Source organism: Pseudomonas sp. BT76 TE3572, assembly GCF_050435365.1.
Lineage (GTDB): Bacteria > Pseudomonadota > Gammaproteobacteria > Pseudomonadales > Pseudomonadaceae > Aquipseudomonas > Aquipseudomonas fluorescens_W.
On the sequence record NZ_JBNDKE010000001.1, the window covers coordinates 4,299,717 to 4,318,885 of the forward strand.

A 19,169-nucleotide genomic window follows, 5' to 3' on the forward strand; every position below is an offset into this window, starting at 1 on the left:
TCACCCGGACTCGAACTTGTTTGACGCGTCAATGAAAACGCCGCGATCAACTGATCGCGGCGTCGGCCTTCATACGAATGACATTGGCAGCGCTGGCTGAGCCATCGAGCCAAAAGGACAATTCTGCGTATTGCTTGAACAAATCCGGTGGCAGGATCGTGCGCCGCGATTGCAGCTCGACTTTGGGTTTGACCCTGTGCAGGCCGGAGACGCCGAGGGCTTGATCGAACTCCGGCGCGTCGTAGGCGAGGTTGTCAAAGTCATGCTCGAACCAGGGTTCGCCGATGAAGTCGTAGACCAGCCGCATGACCCGATCAGGGGCCTGGGTCAGCAAGTCGTAATCGACAATCAGCAACGAATCGGCGTGTTCGCCGTAATAGGCTTCCTTGAGCGCTGCCCAGGCAAAACCCACCAGACGATTGCGTTGCGCCAGGGTTTCACAACGGCTGTAGACGGTGTTGCGTTCGACCGCGTCGCCGAACAGCTTGGTGTTTTCAAAGGGGTTGGCGCGGTATAGACGCTCGATGCTGTCCATGACCCAGGCGACATTGCGCACGCAGGCAATGACCTTGGCTTGGGGGAACAGGTCGCTGATGGCCGGCAGGCGCGAACTCCATAACCGATTGGTGTCGAACACCACCGGTTTGTCGGCCTTGTCGGCGTAGAAGGAATCGAACAGACCGCGAAGCAAACGACGGCGCAGATCGGTATCGATCACCGCACCGAACTCGCTGCCGGCGCTGCACTGCTCCAGAACACCGGAAAACAGGGCGCCAACGGGGCTGGTCATGCCGGCATGAAAGCGCGGGTTTTGCAAAAGAATCGCGGAAAGCAGGGTCGAGCCTGAGCGCGGCAAACCGGAAATAAAATGGAACTGTGGCAATCCCTTCACCCTAGTCACAAATCCTTTATGTACGACGGAGCGTAGACCATGATCAGTCTTACGGGTAATGGTGTTTTGATATCAAATCGAAACTAAATCGTCTGAAAAAAGCGATTTTGGTTACAAGCTCAATGCAACACGAACAAACGCGCGTTGGCGCCTCCCGCCTGCGTTACGCCAACGTTCTGCCAGCCTGCGGGCAACGGCGCGAATTCGTCCGGTACATCGACGGTGCCGATCAACCACACGCGTCCGCTGCCTTTGGGCAAATCGCCGAGGCTGTCGAGGTAAATATCCTGGGTCACCAGCGTGCCGAAACCATAGGCATTCGGCCGACTCGAAACACCCTTGGCCGACGGCGGGGTGTACAGCAGCGGTTTGGCGTCGGTGCGGTTGTAGTAGACGTAACTGAGGTACCAGAGCATGTCGCTGGTGACGATCCGGTCACCGGCAACGAAGTGCTGGTTCACGTAGTCGACCATGACGCTGATTTGATCGTTGGTATCGACCGTGGCGTTGTTGTTCAGCCCCACCAGTTCGACGCCGACAAACAACACCAGCACCGTCACGGCCAGTACCCGGAAGACCGCGTACAGGCGATCGATGGCCAATGCGGCAATCATCGGTAAGCCGATGGCATACGCGGTGAGGTAACGCTCGATGAACACTGGCGAGATGAACGACGCCGAAAACACCAGCAACACCGGCAAAACGGTGTAGATCACCACCAATGCACTGCCACGAATGACACTGCGATCCCGCGCCAGTGCCACCCACACCAAGGCCAGCGACGCCAAGGGCAACGTGATGAAAACCCATGTGGGGAGGTTCTCGCCATCGTCCTGGATCAGGAACGACCAGATCATCGAAGGCAACGAGGCGAAGGTGACCGGTGTCTCCCACCCTACATCGCCATTGGCTTTTAGCTGATCCATGTGCTGCATCAGATCAATCAGGCTGGGCACCCATGGCATGTACACCAACACGATCGCCATGTTCGCCACCCACCAGCCGGGCTGCTGGATATGCCGCAAACGATAACCAGGCCGTACGCAGATCAGCCCCAGATACAGCCAGTGACACAGCACGCACAGGGCGGTGAAGTAATGGGTGTAGAACGCCGCGCTCATCAGCAGTGCGTAAATCACCAGATAGCGCTTATGTCCCGGGTGTTTGATCCAGTAAACCAGGGCGATCGTGGCACCGATCAGCCACAGCCCCAGCAACGAATACATGCGCACTTCCTGGCTGTAACGCACGGCGGTAGGCAGCAACGCCAACAGGACGCCGGCCAACAATGCGGCGCGGCGAGTGGCAAGCAAGTCCACCAGCCAGACACCCAGCGCCACGGTGGCAATCCCTGGTAGCGCGCTTAAGGTTCGAATCGAAAAAATGCCATCGCCAAACAGCTCGATCCAGCCATGCAGCAGCATGAAATACAGCGGTGGATGCACATCATGGGCGGCATGCACCCAGATCTCGCTCAACGAATATTGGCTCAACAGCAGGCTGGAGCCTTCGTCGCCCCAAATAGCCGCCGCCGTCAGGTCGTAGAAACGCACCAGCGCGGCCAAGGCCAGGATCGGCAACAGCCAGTGCTCCCGCGCCCATCGCAGCATTCGCTGAACAATCGCCCAGACGCCGGGTGCCTCGTGCGGGCCTTGGGTGCCGTCAATCGGCGTTTCTCTGTGTGCCTCCATTGCCTCCCCTCAAGACTGCCGGTGAAAAACCTTGATGCTTGCAATCACTGTAGGACAGCGACAGTGCCGTCGTCGATGCTGGCTTTACGACCAACGACATTCGGCAATCAGGCCGATCAACTACGCTCTGGCGTGGCGTGATCCAGCCACGGAGATGAATGGAGTCGGCTGTACGCAACGATGTGCCCGCACGGGCAATCTGCGTGGCGCGCCAGACAACTAACCTGAGGGATAAGGAACTATGGAAGTATTCATGGGCACTGTTCAGTCTTTTGCCTTTAACTTCGCCCCTAACGGCTGGGCCCTGTGTAACGGCCAGACACTGGGGATCTCGCAATACCAGGCGCTGTTCTCGCTGCTGGGAACCTACTATGGAGGCAATGGCACCACCAACTTCATGCTACCCAACCTGCAAGGCCGAATGCCGATAGCACAGGGCAACGGGCTGAACCTGACCCCGCGCGTCATCGGTGAATTCTCCGGGACCGAGAACGTCACCGCGACCATCACCAACCTGCCGAACCACACCCACGCCTTATCCGGGCTCACGGCCAGCACCACCCTGCAACTGGCCAGCCCGGCGAGCAACCCGGCCACCAACCCGACCGCAACCAACTCGTACATCGGTGCCTCGGGCGGCGGTCCGGGTTCGGCGAGCATCTACTCAGACGCGCAAGGCGCTGCAGCCGTGCCACTCAAAGGCGTGGCCACCACGGTCACGGGAGAAATCTCGTCCGCCGGTAACGGCCTGCCCATGGAAACGATGAACCCGTTCCTGGTGCTCAACTTCAGCATTGCCTTGAACGGGTTATTCCCTTCGCGCAACTGAGGTTCGGCCGGGGGATTCAATCCCCCGGCCATTTAAGATTTCTGGAGGGATGCCATGCTGCAACAGGTGCAAAGCCAACACTTTCAGGCGTTGCTGGGCAAGACGGGAACGCTGCGGCTACCGGATGGAAGTGAATTGCCGATCCATATCGGCAGCCTTGAAGAAACACCCCGCTCGCGGATGCCCAACAACGAGCGCATGCCGTTCAGTGTCGAATTCAACAGCCTGGAACCTACAGCGTTTGTCGATGGGTTATGTACGCTGGAATTGCCGGAACTGGGTCAGGTGCAAAACATTTTTGTCTCCCGGGTGCCGGTGATGGGACGTGACCCGGGCAAGGGATATTTCTACATCGCCTTCAACTGAACACACCGAAATCCAATGTAGGAGTGAGCCTGCTCGCGATAGCGGAGTGTCATTCACCCAAAATGTTGAATGATCCACCGCTATCGCGAGCAGGCTCGCTCCTACAGGGGGAGCAGTGGTGGATTCAGCTATGCGGATACCACACCAACCGCTCCGCCGCCGGGTTGCGCTCTTCGACCTGAAACCCCAGCGCCAGGTAATGCTGGCGCGCGTGGGGATTGTTGGCCCAAACCACCGTCGCTACCGGGCAACGAACCTGTTGCGCGGCTTTCTGCACACCTTGCAGCACCTTGCGGCCATAACCCTGGCCGCGCGCCTGCGGAATGAACGCGAGGTACAGCACACGAATTTCATTAGGCCCAAAATCGGTGGTCAGCGCGCCGATGGCCGTGTCGAGTTTTTCCACCACGTAATGCATCGCGTTGGGGTAACGCTCACCCAAACCTTGCTCCTGCACCTGAAATTGCTGGGCGACCACCTGCTCAACCACTTCTCGCTCATCGTCGATCCATTGCAGGTCCGGTCGCGCCGCCTGGTAAAGGCGCTGCAAAAAAGGCCCATCGCTGGTCCGCGATGGCCGCACCACCAAACCATCCGCCGCCACTGAATCGCTATTCGCCATCGCTTGCTCTCCCTAGAAACCGCTTTCCCTGACACCCAGTGCCGCCAGACGCCGCCACGCAACACCCAGCAACGACTCGCCGCGCCCCTGCAACACCACAATGCCGCGCAAGGGTTGCACCGGCGTCGGTACCTCCTCGAGGACGCTCAACCGCGCCCCATATTGAGCCTGTACCGGCTCCGCTCTTTGATGCTGATCCCGGCGCACGGCAATCGGCCCATGGTGATCGGAGGTCAACGCTTCCTGATCGACAAATTCCGCGCCGTTGGTGTCGATTTCGCTCAGTTGCACGGCGATCGCCGGGTGCATCGGATCGTCGGCGATGAAGCGTCCGCTGGCACCCGTGGCGACACGCCAGAGTTCGACCTCGGCCAGATAACCGCGCAACCGCGCGCCGTCTTCGACCACCCGAGCCAACGGATCTTTGGTCGACAACCAGCGACCGACCGCCAACTGCGGCAACAGATCGCGCACCTTGCCGGCATGGGGCGCCCGCAGCAGCAGGCGCTCACGCTGGGCGACCAGGCCTCGGTATTCGGCGACCGCTTCGGCCAGGCGCTGTTCGACGATACCGGCGTCGGCGGCGGTTTCACTGCGGCTGGCCTGGCGGCGCATCTGCAACTGCTGGATCTGGATTTCGCGACGGACGATAGCCTGGCGCGAATCGAGGTCCGGGGATTCCAGCTCAATCAAAACCTGGCCCTGGGCAACCGCTTCACCATCGTGAACATTCACCGTTTTGACCCGCGCCGCGACTGGCGCGTGCAAGGCACTGGCGCGGCCAGCCTCCAGCATCGTCGGCAACTCCACGGCGCTGCGCCACGGCACGACCAGCATCAGCAATAGCCCAAACAAGGCCAGGCCACTGAGCAGCACCCGAGGCGCATGCGCCTGTTCGCGGCGAGTCCACCATTGCCGCCACTCACTCATGATCGGCAGGAAGATGAACCACACCAGCTCCACCAGCATCAGGAAAATCCCCAACACCTTGAAGAACAAGTGGTAGACCGCGAGCGCAATCCCGAAAAACAACGCCGCACGCCACAGCCACGAGCCGTAACCCCAGATCAACAAACGCCGTTGCATCTTCGGCGACCAGGGCTCCGGCGCTGGCGCACCGTAACCGAATAAAAACTCACGCAAGCGCCAGCGACAAAGGGCAAACGCTCGCCCTTGAAGGTTGTCGACTTCCCAATAGTCGCTGAGCAAAAAATAGCCATCAAAACGCATGAACGGGTTGAGGTTGATCACCAGCGTGGTCATCCAGGTGGCACTGGCGAGCATGAACGCCGCCGTGCGTCCGGGACCGTCGGGCAGCAGTGACCAGGCGAGCAGCGCGATGCTCGCCAAAAGCAATTCCGCCAGCACGCCACCGGCGCCGATCAGCAGCCGCGCGCGGCGATCATTGACCCGCCAGGCGTCGCTGACGTCGGTGTAAAACATCGGCAGCAACACCATGAATGCCACGCCCATGCTCTGCACCCGACAACCGGCGCGCTTGGCCATGAAGGCGTGACCGAACTCGTGGCAGAGCTTGGCGAAGAACAGCGCCACGCCGAACGCCAGCGCGCCGCCGAGGCTGAACAAATGCGGGAAGGTCGCGATAAAGCGCTGCCAGTCCCGGGACACCAGAAACACGCCGAGCCCCAGGGTTGCCGGCAACCCGTAGCGCAGCGCACGCGGGCCGAAACGCTCCAGCCATGGCCAGGCGCGATTGAGAAAAGCGTCCGGGCGCCACAGCGGAATGCGGAAAAACAGGTACTGGTGCAGCAAGATCTGCCACAGCGACTGGCGTTGAGCGGCCGCTTTGAGGCTGTAACTGGCGCGCTGTTGCGGATCGAGGGCGGAGATCAGGTCGTGGCTGCGCAGAAAGCCCAGCAATTGCTCAAGCTCCGCGCCATCCAGCGGCAAACCTGGCTCGCGGTTGGCTGCACGCAGCACTTGCTTGGGATCACCCAAGGACCAATGGCGCAGCAAGCGCATCGCCGCCACGCCGAGTTTGAAATAGCGACCGCGCACCGGATCGGCCAGGGTCCAGCGCGGCGAGCCATCGAGCGCCGGTGATGCAGGCGTCAGCTGCAAGTCTGCACGCAGGTTCGGCAGGCTCATCTAAAGGCCCACGCTCTGGCGCAAACCGGCCAGGGGTTTACGTAACAGGTACAGCGCCAACGGCGCACGGTCACCGAAGACTTTCGCCGTCCCGCGCAGCCCGATACGCGGTGGTGTTTGCTGGAAACTGGCGTCGAGTCGATAAGCCAACTGCCCGCCGGCCGTGGGTTGTGCTTCATAAGCCGCGCGCTCGAGCCGGGCCAGATGCCGTTGCAACGGATCACTGTCGAGGAACAGCGCGACCTGCGCGCCCGGCTCCAGCGCAATCGCATCGCCCACCGCGAGTTCGATGCGCAACTCAGCCTGGGTCGGGTCGGCGATTTCCATCAGCCGCTCACCGGTCTGCACCGGTTTACCGGTCCAGCGCTCCGCGTCGGCGAACACCGCAATGCCTCCGCGCTCGGCGCGCACTTCGCTGCGCTTGAGCAGTTCGCGGGCGTAATCCCGCTCAGCACGTTTTTGCTCGACTCGCGCGGCCAGTAGATCGATTTTCGAGCTCGATTCGGCGTCGGCGAACGAGCGTTGGGAATTGGCCTTCAGCTCAGCTTCAGCAACCCCCAAGGCGCGCTCGGCCACATCGGCCTGGGCCCTGAGCGTGGTGCTTTCAAAGCGCAACAACAGGTCGCCGGTTTTCACCGTCTGATTGGGTTTGACCAGAAACTCGGCAATCACCCCGTCCAGCGGCGCCGCAACGACTCGGCCGCCCAGCGGAACGACTTCGGCCGGAGCCAGCACCGATTGGCGCACCGGAATGAGCAGCCCGAGCAACACCACCGCGACCAGCGCCACCTGACGTTTTCGTGTCCAGCGCAGTCGCCACGGTTTGCGCGGTTGCAGCGCCAGCCAGGCATGGCTGTAGGTGTCACCCAATTGCGACAGCAGCACTTGTTCGGAAGGATTCCACGGCAGGTCCCGCGCCAGCCACAGACCACCAAACACCTCACCTTGGTGATCGATCAGCGGCAGCCAGAACACCTGAGCCGCGGAAAGACTTTGCCAGTCCGCCTGAATCGATTCGCTGAGAACATTCGCCGGAATCACCCGCGCCTGTTTCAGCACCTCGAGCTTGAACAGCTGCGCCACGGCCTGCTCGACAAACGCCACGAACGGCGCATTCGGCTCCACCGCACTGACGCCCGTCACGGCCTGCACCTTGCCGGCAATCAACAGCGCCGCGTGGCGAAAACCGAACAGCGCCTGGCTGTCATTGACCAGGCTGTAGGCCAATTGCGAAGGCGTGCGAGCGGAGCGGGTCAGGCATTCGAGATCCAGAAACCTTGCGAACACCTGTTCAGCGCCACCCGTGACCGGGGCGTTCACTTGAACTCCGCGAAGCGTGCCGTGCCACTCATGCCAGCCAGCAAACCGTTGGCGTTGGGCAGCGTCGCCACCAGCAGCAAGGTCTGACTGCCTTCATCAATCCGTGCGCCGAGGCGTTTGACCGTGGCATCCAGTGGCTGACCGGTTTCATCGGGAACAAAGCTGAAGGTCTGGCCAGGCTTGAGCCGGGCCATCCAGCGCGACGGCACCAGCAAATGGATTTCCAGCGTGCGGTTGTCGACCACGTCCAGTAACGGCGTGCCGGCAGCGACGCTTTCATAACGCTTGACCTTGCGCTCGACGACCTGGCCATCGAACGGCGCCAGCACGCTGCAGCGCTTGACCTGGACCTGATAAACCTGGGATTGCGCCTGAGTCTCGCTGACCTTGGCCTCGGCCCGCGCCACTTCAAAACGCCCGACCGAATTCAACGCCGCCAATTGCTTGTTGTGGGACAACTCTTCACCGGCGCCACGATTGGCAGCCTGGGCCGCGTTGAGCTGGGCCTGATAAGCCGAGCAATCAAAACGCGCCAGGGTGTCACCCTTCTTGAACGACTCGCCCTCACTGAACGGCAACTCGACAATACGCCCGGACAACTCACTGGCCAGCACCGCCTGATCCCGGGCTCGCAGCACACCACGGGCCTCACTGCTGGCATTTGCACTGCCGCTGCTGTCCAGCAATGGATCATCGGGCGCAGGCGTTTGCGCCTGTACTACGCACGTTACAAAGGTCAATCCAATAACCCACACACGAACACGCCGCATAACCGTTACTCCCTGACGGATGAGCGGAGTCTATGACAGCGTGGGTCGGCGTCAAGCGGATGGGCGTTATTGGATAGAAATGTAATGTTTCAAAAAGGACAAAATTTTCAGAGTGCTGAATTGTTCTTCCCGTCATGAGGTGTGGGTACTTAATCCCACACGAAATCGGGAACAACCGTTCAGTCGAAATTGAAGAGAGTGATAGACGTTTTGCACTGTTGATTGCCCTGCATCACGCCTTACCTTCTGTCGTAACAATCATTAACAGATAAGGCTATTAACGCCTTGACCCTCGCCCCGCCAACTGCACAAAACTGGCTCGCCGGAGCTGGAAAAGATCCAGTTGAGCGGAGCCCTGATCAGTCGATGGTTGACGTGCGTGACGCACTCAATTTAGGATCTACGCACTACTCAACCCCGTACGCAGAGATTCAGTTCTCTGGCAGTTGGGGTGAAAAAACCGGCTTCGGCCGGTTTTTTCGTTTCTGAGGATTGGATTGTGCGCACTGCGTTCTTCGTTGATGGCTACAACGTGTTCTACGGGTTGCTAGCTGACACACCTTATAAATGGCTAAACCTGCCGCAGCTGTTGGCTTATATCGCCCACATTGAAAACCCTCAAAGCTCTGTGGCCTCAATCGACTACTTCACCTCGTCGGTTAAACCAGAACTGGCTACTCGTGGCATCGCGTCCAAGGAAGCTCAAGATACTTACGTCCGTGCCCTGAAGGCTCAGAATGTTGCCATTCACTATGGTCGCCACCAACTCGAACCTGCACGCGCACCGCGCTTCATCAACAAGAGAATCGGTGCCTCGCGTCAAGATACAACCCCTATCTGGAAACTCGAAGAAAAGGAAACTGACGTCCATATCGCCATAAGCATGTATCGCACAGCAGCCAGACAAGCCAAGGTCAACGGTGCTGAAGGCATCCAACAACTCGTTTTAGTCTCCGGGGACACAGATATGGCTCCCGCGCTGAGAGCTATCCGAGAAGACTTTCCCCAAATGACAGTGGGTGTCGTTCTTCCTTACAGAACAGGGTTCAAACGAACCCCACCCGGCTCGCTAAAAGAACTTTCCCACTGGATGCGCAGAGTCATCTCGGCAGAAGAGCTGCAGTCACACCAGTTTCCAGACAAAGTACCTACCCGTAAGAAGCCGGCCATCAAACCGGATTATTGGTAACAACATCCGCCACCGGATACACCGACTCCCACCCTCCACCCAACGCCTTATACAACCCGACCATCGCCAACGACACGCCGGTCGAGCTCTCCACGAACTGTTCCTGAGTCGCCAACAGCGCGCCTTGCACCGTCAGTACGTTAACGAAATCCACCACCCCTTCCACGTATTGCTGTTGCGCGGCGCGCAGGGCGATCTGGTTCTGGCGGACGGCTTCGGCAAGGCTGTCGCGACGCAGTTGGCTGGCGTTGTAGGCGGTCAGTTGATCGTCGATTTCATGCCAGGCGCGCAGCACGGTTTGCTGGTAGGCGATAGCGGCTTCCTGTTGTTGGGCTTCGCGCAAGTGCAGCATGCCGCGCAGGCGACCGCCGTCAAACAGCGGCAAGCTGAATTGCGGGCCGATACCGAAAGACCGCGAGCCCCAGGAACCGAAATCACTGAGCTGCATGGCTTGCGATCCGATGTTGCCCGACAGGGTGATCCGCGGATAGAAATCACCCTTGGCCACACCAATGCTCGCGGTTGCGGCATGCAGACGGGCTTCGGCCTGGCGGATGTCCGGGCGGCGTTCGGCCAGTTGCGACGGCAGGCCGATTGCGACCTGACGCGGAGTTTGTGGCACCGGGGCGTCTGTGGATAACTCGGCAGACAGCGCTTGCGGCGGCTCGCCCATCAACAGGCTCAAGGCGTTGATCAGTTGCGACTGGCGCTGCTCCAGCGCGGGCAGACGCGACTCGATAGCCGCTACCTGGGCGGCGGCTTCGGCGACATCCAGGTCGGTGGCGACACCGTCAGACAGGCGCAGCTGCGAAAGCTTCAGACTGTGGCGGGCGACGTCGAGATTCTCCTCGGTGACGGCGCGCGTACTTTGCACACCGCGCAGCTGAATGTAGTCCTGAGCGGTTTCGGCGAGCACCGACAGCAGCACGCCACGTCGGTCGTTTTCCGCGACTTCCAGGGTGGCGTCGGCGGCTTCAGTTTCGCGACGCACACGGCCCCAGAAATCCAGCTCCCAGGATGCGGAGAAGCCTGCATCCCACAGGTTGTACGCCGAGTCACCGTTGTGTCCCGACGGATCGTTCAAGCCTTCGCCGCTGTTGCGTTTACGCCCGTAGCTGCCAGTGGCGGCGGTATTCGGGTAACGCTCGGCGGTGATCACCTGACGCACAGCGCGGCTTTGCTGCAAACGGCTGCTGGCGAGTTTCAGGTCGAGGTTGTCGGTCAAGACGCGCTGAGTCAGGGCCGAGAGTTTCGGGTCGTGAAACACCTCCCACCAGCGTTCGTCCATGGTTTCAGCGATGACTTGGCTGGCGGCGGACTTGGATGGTTTCGACCACTCGGCCACTTGTTGCGGCTGAGGTTTTTGGAAGTCAGGGCCGACGGTGCAGGCGCTCAGTGAAAACAGACTCAACACAATAGCTACTGAAGGAAAGCGGCTCTTGTGGCGAGGGGGCTTGCCGAAGTTCATCGCTGAGTGACCTCACGCGCATTATTTCCGGCACTGGCCGTATCAATACTCGCCTCAACCGACATCCCCACGCGCAATCGCTCCGCCAATGGCTGACCCGGATCGAGGACGATTTTCACCGGAATCCGCTGCACCACCTTGGTGAAGTTCCCGGTGGCGTTGTCCGGTTTGATCGAGGCGAACGTCACACCGGTGGCCGGTGCGATGCTCTCGACGCGACCGCTCAGGGCCTGGCCGCCAAGGCTGTCGACACGCACTTGCACGCCCTGCCCCGGCTGCATATCGGTCAGTTGGGTCTCCTGAAAATTGGCGACCACATAGGCTTGCGCAAGCGGCACCACCGCGAGGATTTTGCTCCCCGGCGTGACATAGGCGCCGACCCGAACGGCGCGTTCGCCGACCATACCGTCCTGAGGTGCAACGATGCGTGTGTAGGAGAGCTCGTAGCTGGCCATTTCCAGCGCTGCTTGCGCCCGTTTCAATCCTCCTTCCGCTGCATCACGCTGGGCGGTGAGGATCTCCACCTGCTTGCGTTCCGCCGCCAGCACCGCCGTCACGTTAGCCAACCGCGCGGTGGCCTGATCGATGCGGGTCCGCGCTTGTTGAGCGTTCTGCACCGTGCCCGCACCCACCCCGGCGAGGTGGTTGTAGCGATTCAGTTCATGCTCGGCAAAGGCCATTTCAGCCTTGGCCGACACCACGGAGGCCTGGGCTTGAGCGATCACCGAAGCCTGGCGTTCAAGGGTCGCACGGGCATTTTGCAGTTGCGCCCTGGCCACCAGCGTTTCAGCGTCTGCCGCTTGGGCGGCAGCACGCAGATCACGGTCATCAATCAACGCCAGCAACTGCCCGGCTTTGACCTGCTGGTTGTCCTCCACCAGCACTTCCTTGATGAACCCGGCCACGCGCGGCACCACCAGCGTGAAGTCCGCCGAGACAAAGGCGTCATTGGTGTTCTGTTGCGTGCGCTTGCCGAACAGGCCAGGCGCCAGCAAATACACCAGCACACCGAGCGCCACCACCGCGGCGACGCCGACGGCCACTTTTTGCTTTGATTGAGTCGTCATAAAAACCTTCTGTTTCAGCGAAGCATTCAAGTCGGCGCGCGCGGCGGATAAATCCGCGTCGGCAGCCAGAAAATCAGCAGGATCAGCGCCAGTGCGACGCCGGCCATGCACAGATAAAGATCCGATGCCGTCAGCACCACGGCCTGCTCATGCAGCCGGTGGGCAAGGCCCGGGCTGTCGCTGTCGACCAGGGGGGAGTTGCCAAGGTTGTCCACCAGCATCACCGAGTGAAAATGCAGCCGTGAGGTGGTCAACGCCTCCAGCACGCCGGTGGCGACCACCGCCGCCAGGCCTTTTACGGTGTTGAACCAGGCTGAAGCGAAGGGCCCTTCCATCGGGCTGATGCTGCCGGTGGAGAGCATCAACAGCGGCAGCACCGCCATCGGTTGACCGAAAATTTGCAGCAGTTGCAGCACATAGAAGTCGTCGCGAATCCACACCGACGTCAGCTGCGATCCTCCGATGCAGGACAGCGTCAGCATGCTCAGACCGATGCCCAGCACCCAGCGGCAATCGACCCAACGCAGGTTGCACAGCGCCGCCACCAACGGCAGCGCGATCAACTGCGGCAGCGCCGCCAGCAACATGATTGGCGCGGTCTGAACCGGGCGATAACCCTGCACCTGCGCCAGGTAGCTGGACGGAATGATGATCACCGCCAGCAGCACCACCAACACCCCGGCCAGGGTCAGCAAAGCGAACGAAAGGTTGCGGATGCCGAGCATCTGCATCTTGAAAAACGGCATCGGTTGCGACCATTCGTTGATCAGGAACAGCACCAACAGCAGCGACCCACCCCCGAGTAATCCGCTGATCAGGTTCGACTCGAACCAGTCCAGCCGATTGCCTTGCAAAATGCCGATTACCAGCATGCAGATCGCCGGAAACCCCAGCAGCAAGCCGCGCCAGTTGAATTGTTTGAAGCGCTCGAGGCGCAACGGGTCCTGGGGCAAGCCATACGCCACTGCGACCATGGCGATCAGGCACGGTGCGATGATTTGCCAGAAGGTCCATTGCCACCCGACGTGTTCGGTCCACAGCCCGGCCAGTGGCGTGCCGAGCCCCGGGCCGAACGTCGCGGTCAGGGCGTAACCGGCCAGACCATAAAGCTTCACGTTGGCCGGCAAAAAGCGCAGCGCGACAGTCATCAGCATCGGCGGCAACGCGCCGCCGGCCAGGCCTTGCAAGGTGCGCATAACCAGCAGGCTTTCATAGTTTGGAGCGAACGGGCACAACACGCCCAACAGAGTGAACGCGCTGATGGCGCAGAGGGTGAACCGTCGCAGCGAGAACGTCACTGAGCACCACGGGGCGAAAGCCATGGCCGCCACCGAGGTCGCGGTGTAACTGGCGACCAGCCAGGTGCCTTCGTCGTAGCCGATGGCCAATGCGCCGCGGATGTCGGCGAGGGCAACCTTGGTCACCATCTCGTTCAGGCCCGACACCAGCACCGCCAACAACACGCCCACCAGGCCAATGATGATCCGCGGACCAAATACCGGTGGCGTGACGGCAGCCGGGCTCGCCGCGGCGAGAGGTGCCGTGACCGTGAGGGAAGTCATGACTGCAAGCTCCGGGGTTTGAATACCGAAGCATTCTAAGAAGCGCGAGACCTTACGAAAATTGACTTATTGGCAGCTTATAAGTGCGTTTGACGCAGCAATACCCCCCCTGTAGGAGTGAGCCTGCTCGCGATAGGGCCATCACATTCAACATAGATGTTGACTGATCCACCGCTATCGCGAGCAGGCTCACTCCTACAGTGGAAGCGTTCACTTCAGGAAGGCTGCGCAGCTAACCACGTCTCGTCGCAGCAAGTTTTCAGGGTTTCGCGCAACCAACGATGGGCCGGATCCTTGTCGAAGCGTGGATGCCAGGACTGGGTCAGCATAATGGTCGGCAGCGGAATCGGTAGTGTGAAGGAACGCAGCTTCAGGCCCAGGCGCTGGACGCTCAGCAATGCCTCCTTGGGCACCGGCAGAATCAAATCGGAATCAGGCAAGGCAAACATCGCCGCATGGAAACTCGGCGCAATCACCGCCACCCGCCGCTCCAGTCCCAAGGCGTTGAGCGCGGTATCGATCGGGCCACGGGCGATGCCGCGACGGGACATGCTGATATGGGAAAACCCGGCGTAACGCTCGGCAGTGATTTCTTCGTCGAACAGCGGATGGTCTTCGCGAACCAGGCCGACGAAATGAGTAGAGAACAGATTCTGAATCTTCACTTCCGGGGTCAATGGCCGGGTATTGCTGATGCTCAGATCAATCCGCCCTTCGCGCAGCGCCTCATCATCGCCATCGCCTTCCGGCACAAAACGCAGTTCGCAGTGCGGCGCCTGACGATCCATAGTGTCGAACAGCTTTCCGCCGTAAACGCCGACGAAAAAATCATTGGCCCGAATGTTGAACCGACGGCGCAACGTGCCCAGCTCCACCGCATCGGCCGAGCGAAACAACAACGCGGCCTGCTCCACCACGTCACGCACCTGCTCGCGCAACGCCAGCGCCTTGGGCGTGGGCACCAGGCCACGACCGGCGCGCACCAGGATCGGATCGCCGATGGCCTCGCGAATGCGCGTCAGCGTCCGGCTCATCGCCGCCGGGCTGAGGTTCATCCGCCGCGCGGCGCCCACCACGCTGCCCTCGTCGAGCAAGGCATCGAGGGCGACCAACAGGTTCATGTCCGGGAGTTGCATGCTGAGCACTCGTGTCTGATCTGGATTGATTCAGACGCAATGCTAGCAAACATCCGTGGGCTGATGTGCTGGTTGGGCGGGCCCCTTCGCGGGCAAGCCCGCTCCCACAGGGTTCTGTGTTGAACACATAGTCCACATCCACTGAAGATCACTGTGGGAGCGGGCTTGCCCGCGAAGGGGCCGGACCTGCCACCACAGAACTTAGCGCTGCATCCCCCAACGCTTCACCGTGACCCGCTCCAATGTGCTGAACACCAGGTTTTCCACCAGCAGCGCCGATCAGGATCACCACCGCCAACCCCGCAAACACCTTGTCGGTGTACAGCTCATTGCGGTTCTGGAAGATGTACCAGCCCAAGCCGCCCTTGCCACTGGTGGCGCCGAATACCAGTTCGGCGGCGATCAGCGTGCGCCAGGCGAAGGCCCAGCCGATTTTCAGCCCGGCGAGAATCGATGGCAGTGCTGCCGGGATCAGAATGAACAGCACGAAGCGCATGCCTTTGAGGCCGTAATTGCGCCCGGCCATACGCAGGGTTTCCGAGACGCCGAGGAACCCGGCATAGGTGTTCAAGGCCAGCGCCCAAAGCACCGAATGCACCAACACGAAAATCAGACTGTTCTGCCCAAGACCAAACCACAGCAACGCCAGCGGCAACAGCGCAATCGCCGGCAGCGGGTTGAACATCGAGGTCAAGGTACTCAACAGGTCGCGACCGAATTGCGTCGACACCGCCAGCGTGGTCAGGGCAAACGCCAGCACGATGCCGATCAGGTAACCCTTGAGCAACACCACCAGCGAAATCCACACCTTGCCCAGCAACTCGCCACTGAGCAAACCGTCGTACAGCGCGCTCCCGGTTTGCAGAAAACTCGGCAGCAGCAGGTCGTTGTTCTGTACGCGGGCAACCACCTCCCACAGGACCGCCAGCAAAATCAGGATCAGGCTTTTGCGTAACCAGCCTTGTTGCCAGAGGCGCTGACCGAGCGGTAATTCACGCTCCAGCGGCACACTCGTCAGCGGCTGCAACGCCGTTTCAAATTCTTCACGCGGGGATGATAAAAGGCTCATCGGGCACTCCTCTCAATGGCTCAATAAGCGATGCGGATGTCGGAGAAATCCAGCTCACGCCCGGTTTCCGGGGACTGACCTTCATCGAACAACAACCGATGAATGCGTCGCGCCGACTCCTGAAAGGCCACGCCGCCGAGGCTGTGCAAGTCGTATTGATGGCTATGGACTTCCGCCCGCACCCGCCCCGGATGCGGCGACAGCAACAGAATCCGGTTGCCCACCACCAGCGCTTCCTCGATGGAGTGCGTGACGAACAGCAGTGTGAAGCGCACTTCTTCCCAGAGCAGCAGCAGTTCCTCCTGCATCTTGCGGCGGGTCAGCGCGTCGAGGGCGGCGAATGGCTCGTCCATCAAGAGGATTTTCGGCTGCATGGCCAACGCCCGCGCAATCGCCACCCGCGCTTTCATGCCGCCAGACAATGTATGCGGGTAGGCATCGGCAAACGCCGCCAGACCCACCTTGTCCAGGTAGTGCAGCGCTCGCTCCTCGGCCTCTTTGCGCTTGAGGGTTTTCGAGGCAAGCAGCGGAAACATCACGTTCTGTTTGACGGTTTTCCACGGCGGCAGTTGATCGAACTCCTGGAACACCACGATCCGGTCCGGCCCCGGCGCATGAACGGTTTGCCCCTGAAGCCGGATTTCCCCTTCACACGGCTGGATGAACCCCGCAACCGCCTTGAGCAGCGTTGATTTGCCGCAACCGGACGGACCGAGCAGCACAAAACGGTCTGCCGGATCGATTTCAAAGCTGACCTGATGGGTCGCACGAACCACCCGCTGAGGCGTGCGGTATTCGAGGCTGACGTTGTCGACCGACAGCAGCGCCTGGGCTGCCGCGATCGGTTTGCTGACCGTGTGGCCTTGCAAAGGGGCGTTCATCTCGGTCAGCTCCCTTGCAGCGGTTTGGCGTCCTGGAAGAAGTAGTCCTTCCACGAGTCCGGTTTGTTTTTGATCGCGCCGACGCGGTAGAGGAATTCGGCCAGCGGGTAAGTATTTTTCGGCGTGACGCTGAATTCGAACTGCGGGTTATCGATGATTTTCAGCAGCGCGGCACGGTCGATTTTGGCCTTGGTGACACGGATGTAAGTGTCCGCCGCCGCGCCTTTATCGTTCTGGGCAAACTCGGCGGCCTCAGTCAGCGCCTGGACGAACGCCTTGTAGGTTTTCGGGTTTTCATCACGGAATTTCTCGGTGGCGAACAGCACCGTCGGCGAGTTCGGGCCAAGTACATCGTTGGAATTCAGCACAACGTGGACGTTAGGGTTGGCCAGCTCTTGATCCTGGAACGGAGGGTTGGAAAAGTGCCCGGTCAACTCGGTGCCGCCGGCAATCAGCGCCGCCGTGGCGTCGGGGTGCGGAACGGCGATGGTGTACTTGTCGAGGCGATTGAATTCCTTGTCGCCCCACTGCTTGGCGGCCGCGTATTGCAGGATGCGCGACTGCACCGACACGCCGACCGCCGGCACCGCGATGCGGTCCTTCTCGGTGAAGTCAGCGATGGTTTTGACCTTCGGATTGTTGCTCACCAGGTAGTACGGGAAGTTGCCGAGGGAGGCGACGGCTTTGACGTTCTGCTTGCCGTGAGTACGGTCCCAGATGGTCAGCAGCGGACCGACGCCCGCACCAGCAATATCAATCGAACCGGAGAGCAACGCATCGTTGACCGCTGCACCACCGGAGAGCTGGGTCCAGTCGACCTTGATGTCGATGCCTTCCTGCTTGCCGTACTTCTCGATCAGGTTCTGATCGCGCACGACGTTAAGCAGCAGGTAAACGATGCCGAACTGCTCGGCGATGCGAATTTCACCTTCGGCGTGAGCCACGGTCGGTGCCACCAGGCTGCCGGCGATCAGGCTGAAACCCAGGCCGATGGCAGCGGCCAGCGGTGCAAATGGAAGACGTTTGGACATGAGAGTTTCTCCGACAAATCAGAAAGGCGCGTCGCCCTGGATGGTGGTGCGATACAACTTGCGGCGCAGGTGGCTTGGGCATCCGGCGGCGAGATGAATCAGCGAGCGGTTGTCCCAGAACACCAGGTCGTGGGCCTGCCATTGATGGCGGTAGATGTTTTGCGGCAGCACGCTGTGGGCGTAGAGCTCGTCGAGCAGTTGCTTGCTCTCGTCTTCCGGCAAACCAACGATGCGGGTGGTGAAACCCTCGCTGACGAACAACGCCTTACGGCCGTTTTCCGGGTGAGTACGGACGATCGGGTGGACGACTTCTGCGACCTGAGCCAGTTGTTCCGGCGTCAACGTCGGGCGCCAGTTGCCTTCGAATTTGGTCTCGCTATAGCGCGCGGTGTAAGAGTGCGCAGCCGAGCGGCCTTCGACGGCTTTGCGCAGCGCTTCGGGCAGGTTGTCCCAGGCCTTGTGCATGTCGGCGAACAGCGTGTCGCCGCCTTCGGACGGCAGCTCCTGAGCGTGCAGCATCGAGCCCAGGCTCGGCAGTTCTTTATAAGAAAGGTCGGAATGCCAGAACTTGCCGGCGTCACCGAGGCCGATGGATTGGCCGTTTTCGATGATGTTGGAAACGATGAGAATTTCCGGATGCCCGGCCAGCAGGAATTGCTTGAGCACATGAATCTGCAACACGCCGAAACGGCGGCTGAAGGCGATGTGCTGCTCAGGGGTAATGCGCTGGTCGCGGAACACCACGACGTGATGATCCAGGTGCGCGCGGTGGATGCGCGCGAAGTCCTGATCATTGATCGGGCGGGATAGGTCGAGGCCGATGATTTCGGCACCGACTGCGCCACTGAACGGGCGGATGTCGAAGGTTTGCGGCGCGATATTCGCGGCGCTTGGGGAAGCCGTTGCTGCAGACATAAATCACTCCCACGCACGGCACGCTCAAGGGCGCGCGCGTCGATCAAGAAACTCACGGAGGACCCGTGTTGGTTCGTGTCGTGCGGCGCGCCGATTGGTCGGCAGGTACGCAGGAGAGTGACTTTATAGATATAAGAACTGAAGTTTAAATACCGTTAGCGAATAACTATATGGCAGAACAAGCGATGAGTCCCCTGTGGCGAGGGAGCTTGCTCCCGCTGGACTGCGTAGCAGTCCCCTTTTTTGGGATAA

General features: G+C 60.5%; 16 protein-coding genes and 1 pseudogene. 3 read left to right on the plus strand and 14 right to left on the minus strand.

Going from position 1 to position 19,169, the window contains the following annotated elements; all coding sequences use genetic code 11:
• Positions 1 to 46: 46 nt before the first annotated feature.
• Both ABH912_RS19495 and ABH912_RS19500 read right to left on the minus strand, forming a co-directional pair.
• Entirely contained in the window at positions 47 to 892 is an 846-nt protein-coding gene (locus ABH912_RS19495) for a sulfotransferase family protein (protein WP_033058648.1), read from the minus strand.
• Between the two features lie 119 nt (positions 893 to 1,011).
• Positions 1,012 to 2,583: a glycosyltransferase family 39 protein gene (locus ABH912_RS19500; RefSeq protein ID WP_429511419.1), complete on the minus strand. Its 1,572-nt coding sequence runs from the start codon at positions 2,581 to 2,583 to the stop codon at positions 1,012 to 1,014.
• A 241-nt stretch (positions 2,584 to 2,824) separates the two neighbouring features.
• On the opposite strand from ABH912_RS19500, the gene ABH912_RS19505 reads away from it, so the two are divergent.
• Positions 2,825 to 3,412 carry a phage tail protein gene (locus tag ABH912_RS19505; protein ID WP_429511420.1) on the plus strand — a complete coding sequence of 196 codons (588 nt, stop codon included), beginning with the start codon at positions 2,825 to 2,827 and terminating at the stop codon, positions 3,410 to 3,412.
• Positions 3,413 to 3,466: 54 nt separating this feature from the next.
• Positions 3,467 to 3,778 (plus strand): DUF6916 family protein, encoded by a 312-nt coding sequence (locus ABH912_RS19510; RefSeq protein ID WP_429511421.1) that lies wholly within the window; start codon positions 3,467 to 3,469, stop codon positions 3,776 to 3,778.
• A 124-nt stretch (positions 3,779 to 3,902) separates the two neighbouring features.
• Here ABH912_RS19510 and ABH912_RS19515 read toward each other — a convergent pair whose 3' ends face one another.
• Genes ABH912_RS19515 through ABH912_RS19530 form a run of 4 tightly spaced genes read right to left on the minus strand, consistent with a single transcriptional unit; the run spans position 3,903 to position 8,599 of the window.
• Positions 3,903 to 4,400: a GNAT family N-acetyltransferase gene (locus tag ABH912_RS19515; RefSeq protein ID WP_429511422.1), complete on the minus strand. Its 498-nt coding sequence runs from the start codon at positions 4,398 to 4,400 to the stop codon at positions 3,903 to 3,905.
• 12 nt (positions 4,401 to 4,412) lie between these two features.
• On the minus strand, positions 4,413 to 6,509 hold the full coding sequence (locus ABH912_RS19520) for a biotin/lipoyl-binding protein (protein WP_429511423.1): 2,097 nt from the start codon (positions 6,507 to 6,509) through the stop codon (positions 4,413 to 4,415).
• Entirely contained in the window at positions 6,510 to 7,829 is a 1,320-nt protein-coding gene (locus ABH912_RS19525; RefSeq protein WP_429511424.1) for an efflux RND transporter periplasmic adaptor subunit, read from the minus strand.
• Positions 7,826 to 8,599, minus strand: a complete 774-nt coding sequence (locus ABH912_RS19530) for an efflux RND transporter periplasmic adaptor subunit (protein WP_033058662.1) — start codon at positions 8,597 to 8,599, stop codon at positions 7,826 to 7,828. Before ABH912_RS19530 ends, ABH912_RS19525 begins: the two co-directional genes overlap by 4 nt.
• A 499-nt stretch (positions 8,600 to 9,098) precedes the next feature.
• On the opposite strand from ABH912_RS19530, the gene ABH912_RS19535 reads away from it, so the two are divergent.
• Positions 9,099 to 9,788, plus strand: coding sequence for an NYN domain-containing protein (locus ABH912_RS19535; RefSeq protein WP_429513132.1), 690 nt, complete (start codon positions 9,099 to 9,101; stop codon positions 9,786 to 9,788).
• Here ABH912_RS19535 and ABH912_RS19540 read toward each other — a convergent pair.
• The 8 genes and pseudogenes from ABH912_RS19540 to ABH912_RS19575 all read right to left on the minus strand — a co-directional run bounded on the left by ABH912_RS19540 (position 9,769) and on the right by ABH912_RS19575 (position 18,917).
• A complete protein-coding gene (locus tag ABH912_RS19540) occupies positions 9,769 to 11,256 on the minus strand; it encodes an efflux transporter outer membrane subunit (protein WP_429511425.1) in 1,488 nt (495 codons plus the stop codon). The two genes, ABH912_RS19535 and ABH912_RS19540, sit on opposite strands and share 20 nt — an antisense overlap.
• Positions 11,253 to 12,323 carry an HlyD family secretion protein gene (locus tag ABH912_RS19545; protein ID WP_429511426.1) on the minus strand — a complete coding sequence of 357 codons (1,071 nt, stop codon included), beginning with the start codon at positions 12,321 to 12,323 and terminating at the stop codon, positions 11,253 to 11,255. The genes ABH912_RS19540 and ABH912_RS19545 overlap by 4 nt, the downstream gene beginning before the upstream one ends.
• A 26-nt stretch (positions 12,324 to 12,349) precedes the next feature.
• Entirely contained in the window at positions 12,350 to 13,885 is a 1,536-nt protein-coding gene (locus tag ABH912_RS19550; RefSeq protein ID WP_033058669.1) for an MFS transporter, read from the minus strand.
• 215 nt (positions 13,886 to 14,100) lie between these two features.
• A complete protein-coding gene (locus ABH912_RS19555; protein ID WP_033058671.1) occupies positions 14,101 to 15,021 on the minus strand; it encodes a LysR family transcriptional regulator in 921 nt (306 codons plus the stop codon).
• Between the two features lie 201 nt (positions 15,022 to 15,222).
• Positions 15,223 to 16,090 (minus strand): annotated as a pseudogene (locus tag ABH912_RS19560) (ABC transporter permease).
• 20 nt (positions 16,091 to 16,110) lie between these two features.
• Positions 16,111 to 16,971: an ABC transporter ATP-binding protein gene (locus tag ABH912_RS19565; protein WP_033058675.1), complete on the minus strand. Its 861-nt coding sequence runs from the start codon at positions 16,969 to 16,971 to the stop codon at positions 16,111 to 16,113.
• A 5-nt stretch (positions 16,972 to 16,976) separates the two neighbouring features.
• The gene (locus tag ABH912_RS19570) at positions 16,977 to 18,002 is read right to left on the minus strand and encodes an ABC transporter substrate-binding protein (protein ID WP_046047244.1); all 1,026 of its coding nucleotides are present in this window, start codon (positions 18,000 to 18,002) and stop codon (positions 16,977 to 16,979) included.
• 18 nt (positions 18,003 to 18,020) lie between these two features.
• Complete coding sequence (locus ABH912_RS19575) at positions 18,021 to 18,917, minus strand: TauD/TfdA dioxygenase family protein (RefSeq protein WP_429511427.1); 897 nt, start codon at positions 18,915 to 18,917, stop codon at positions 18,021 to 18,023.
• Positions 18,918 to 19,169: the final 252 nt, after the last annotated feature.

Bases quoted from the DNA above. Each gene is read 5' to 3' on its own strand.
- ABH912_RS19545 (WP_429511426.1), bottom strand. From the start codon at position 12,323: ATGACGACTCAATCAAAGCAAAAAGTGGCCGTCGGCGTCGCCGCGGTG.
- ABH912_RS19555 (WP_033058671.1), bottom strand. From the start codon at position 15,021: ATGCAACTCCCGGACATGAACCTGTTGGTCGCCCTCGATGCCTTGCTC.
- ABH912_RS19515 (WP_429511422.1), bottom strand. From the start codon at position 4,400: ATGGCGAATAGCGATTCAGTGGCGGCGGATGGTTTGGTGGTGCGGCCA.
- ABH912_RS19500 (WP_429511419.1), bottom strand. From the start codon at position 2,583: ATGGAGGCACACAGAGAAACGCCGATTGACGGCACCCAAGGCCCGCAC.
- ABH912_RS19575 (WP_429511427.1), bottom strand. From the start codon at position 18,917: ATGTCTGCAGCAACGGCTTCCCCAAGCGCCGCGAATATCGCGCCGCAA.
- ABH912_RS19520 (WP_429511423.1), bottom strand. From the start codon at position 6,509: ATGAGCCTGCCGAACCTGCGTGCAGACTTGCAGCTGACGCCTGCATCA.
- ABH912_RS19570 (WP_046047244.1), bottom strand. From the start codon at position 18,002: ATGTCCAAACGTCTTCCATTTGCACCGCTGGCCGCTGCCATCGGCCTG.
- ABH912_RS19565 (WP_033058675.1), bottom strand. From the start codon at position 16,971: ATGAACGCCCCTTTGCAAGGCCACACGGTCAGCAAACCGATCGCGGCA.
- ABH912_RS19530 (WP_033058662.1), bottom strand. From the start codon at position 8,599: ATGCGGCGTGTTCGTGTGTGGGTTATTGGATTGACCTTTGTAACGTGC.
- ABH912_RS19550 (WP_033058669.1), bottom strand. From the start codon at position 13,885: ATGACTTCCCTCACGGTCACGGCACCTCTCGCCGCGGCGAGCCCGGCT.
- ABH912_RS19510 (WP_429511421.1), top strand. From the start codon at position 3,467: ATGCTGCAACAGGTGCAAAGCCAACACTTTCAGGCGTTGCTGGGCAAG.
- ABH912_RS19540 (WP_429511425.1), bottom strand. From the start codon at position 11,256: ATGAACTTCGGCAAGCCCCCTCGCCACAAGAGCCGCTTTCCTTCAGTA.
- ABH912_RS19505 (WP_429511420.1), top strand. From the start codon at position 2,825: ATGGAAGTATTCATGGGCACTGTTCAGTCTTTTGCCTTTAACTTCGCC.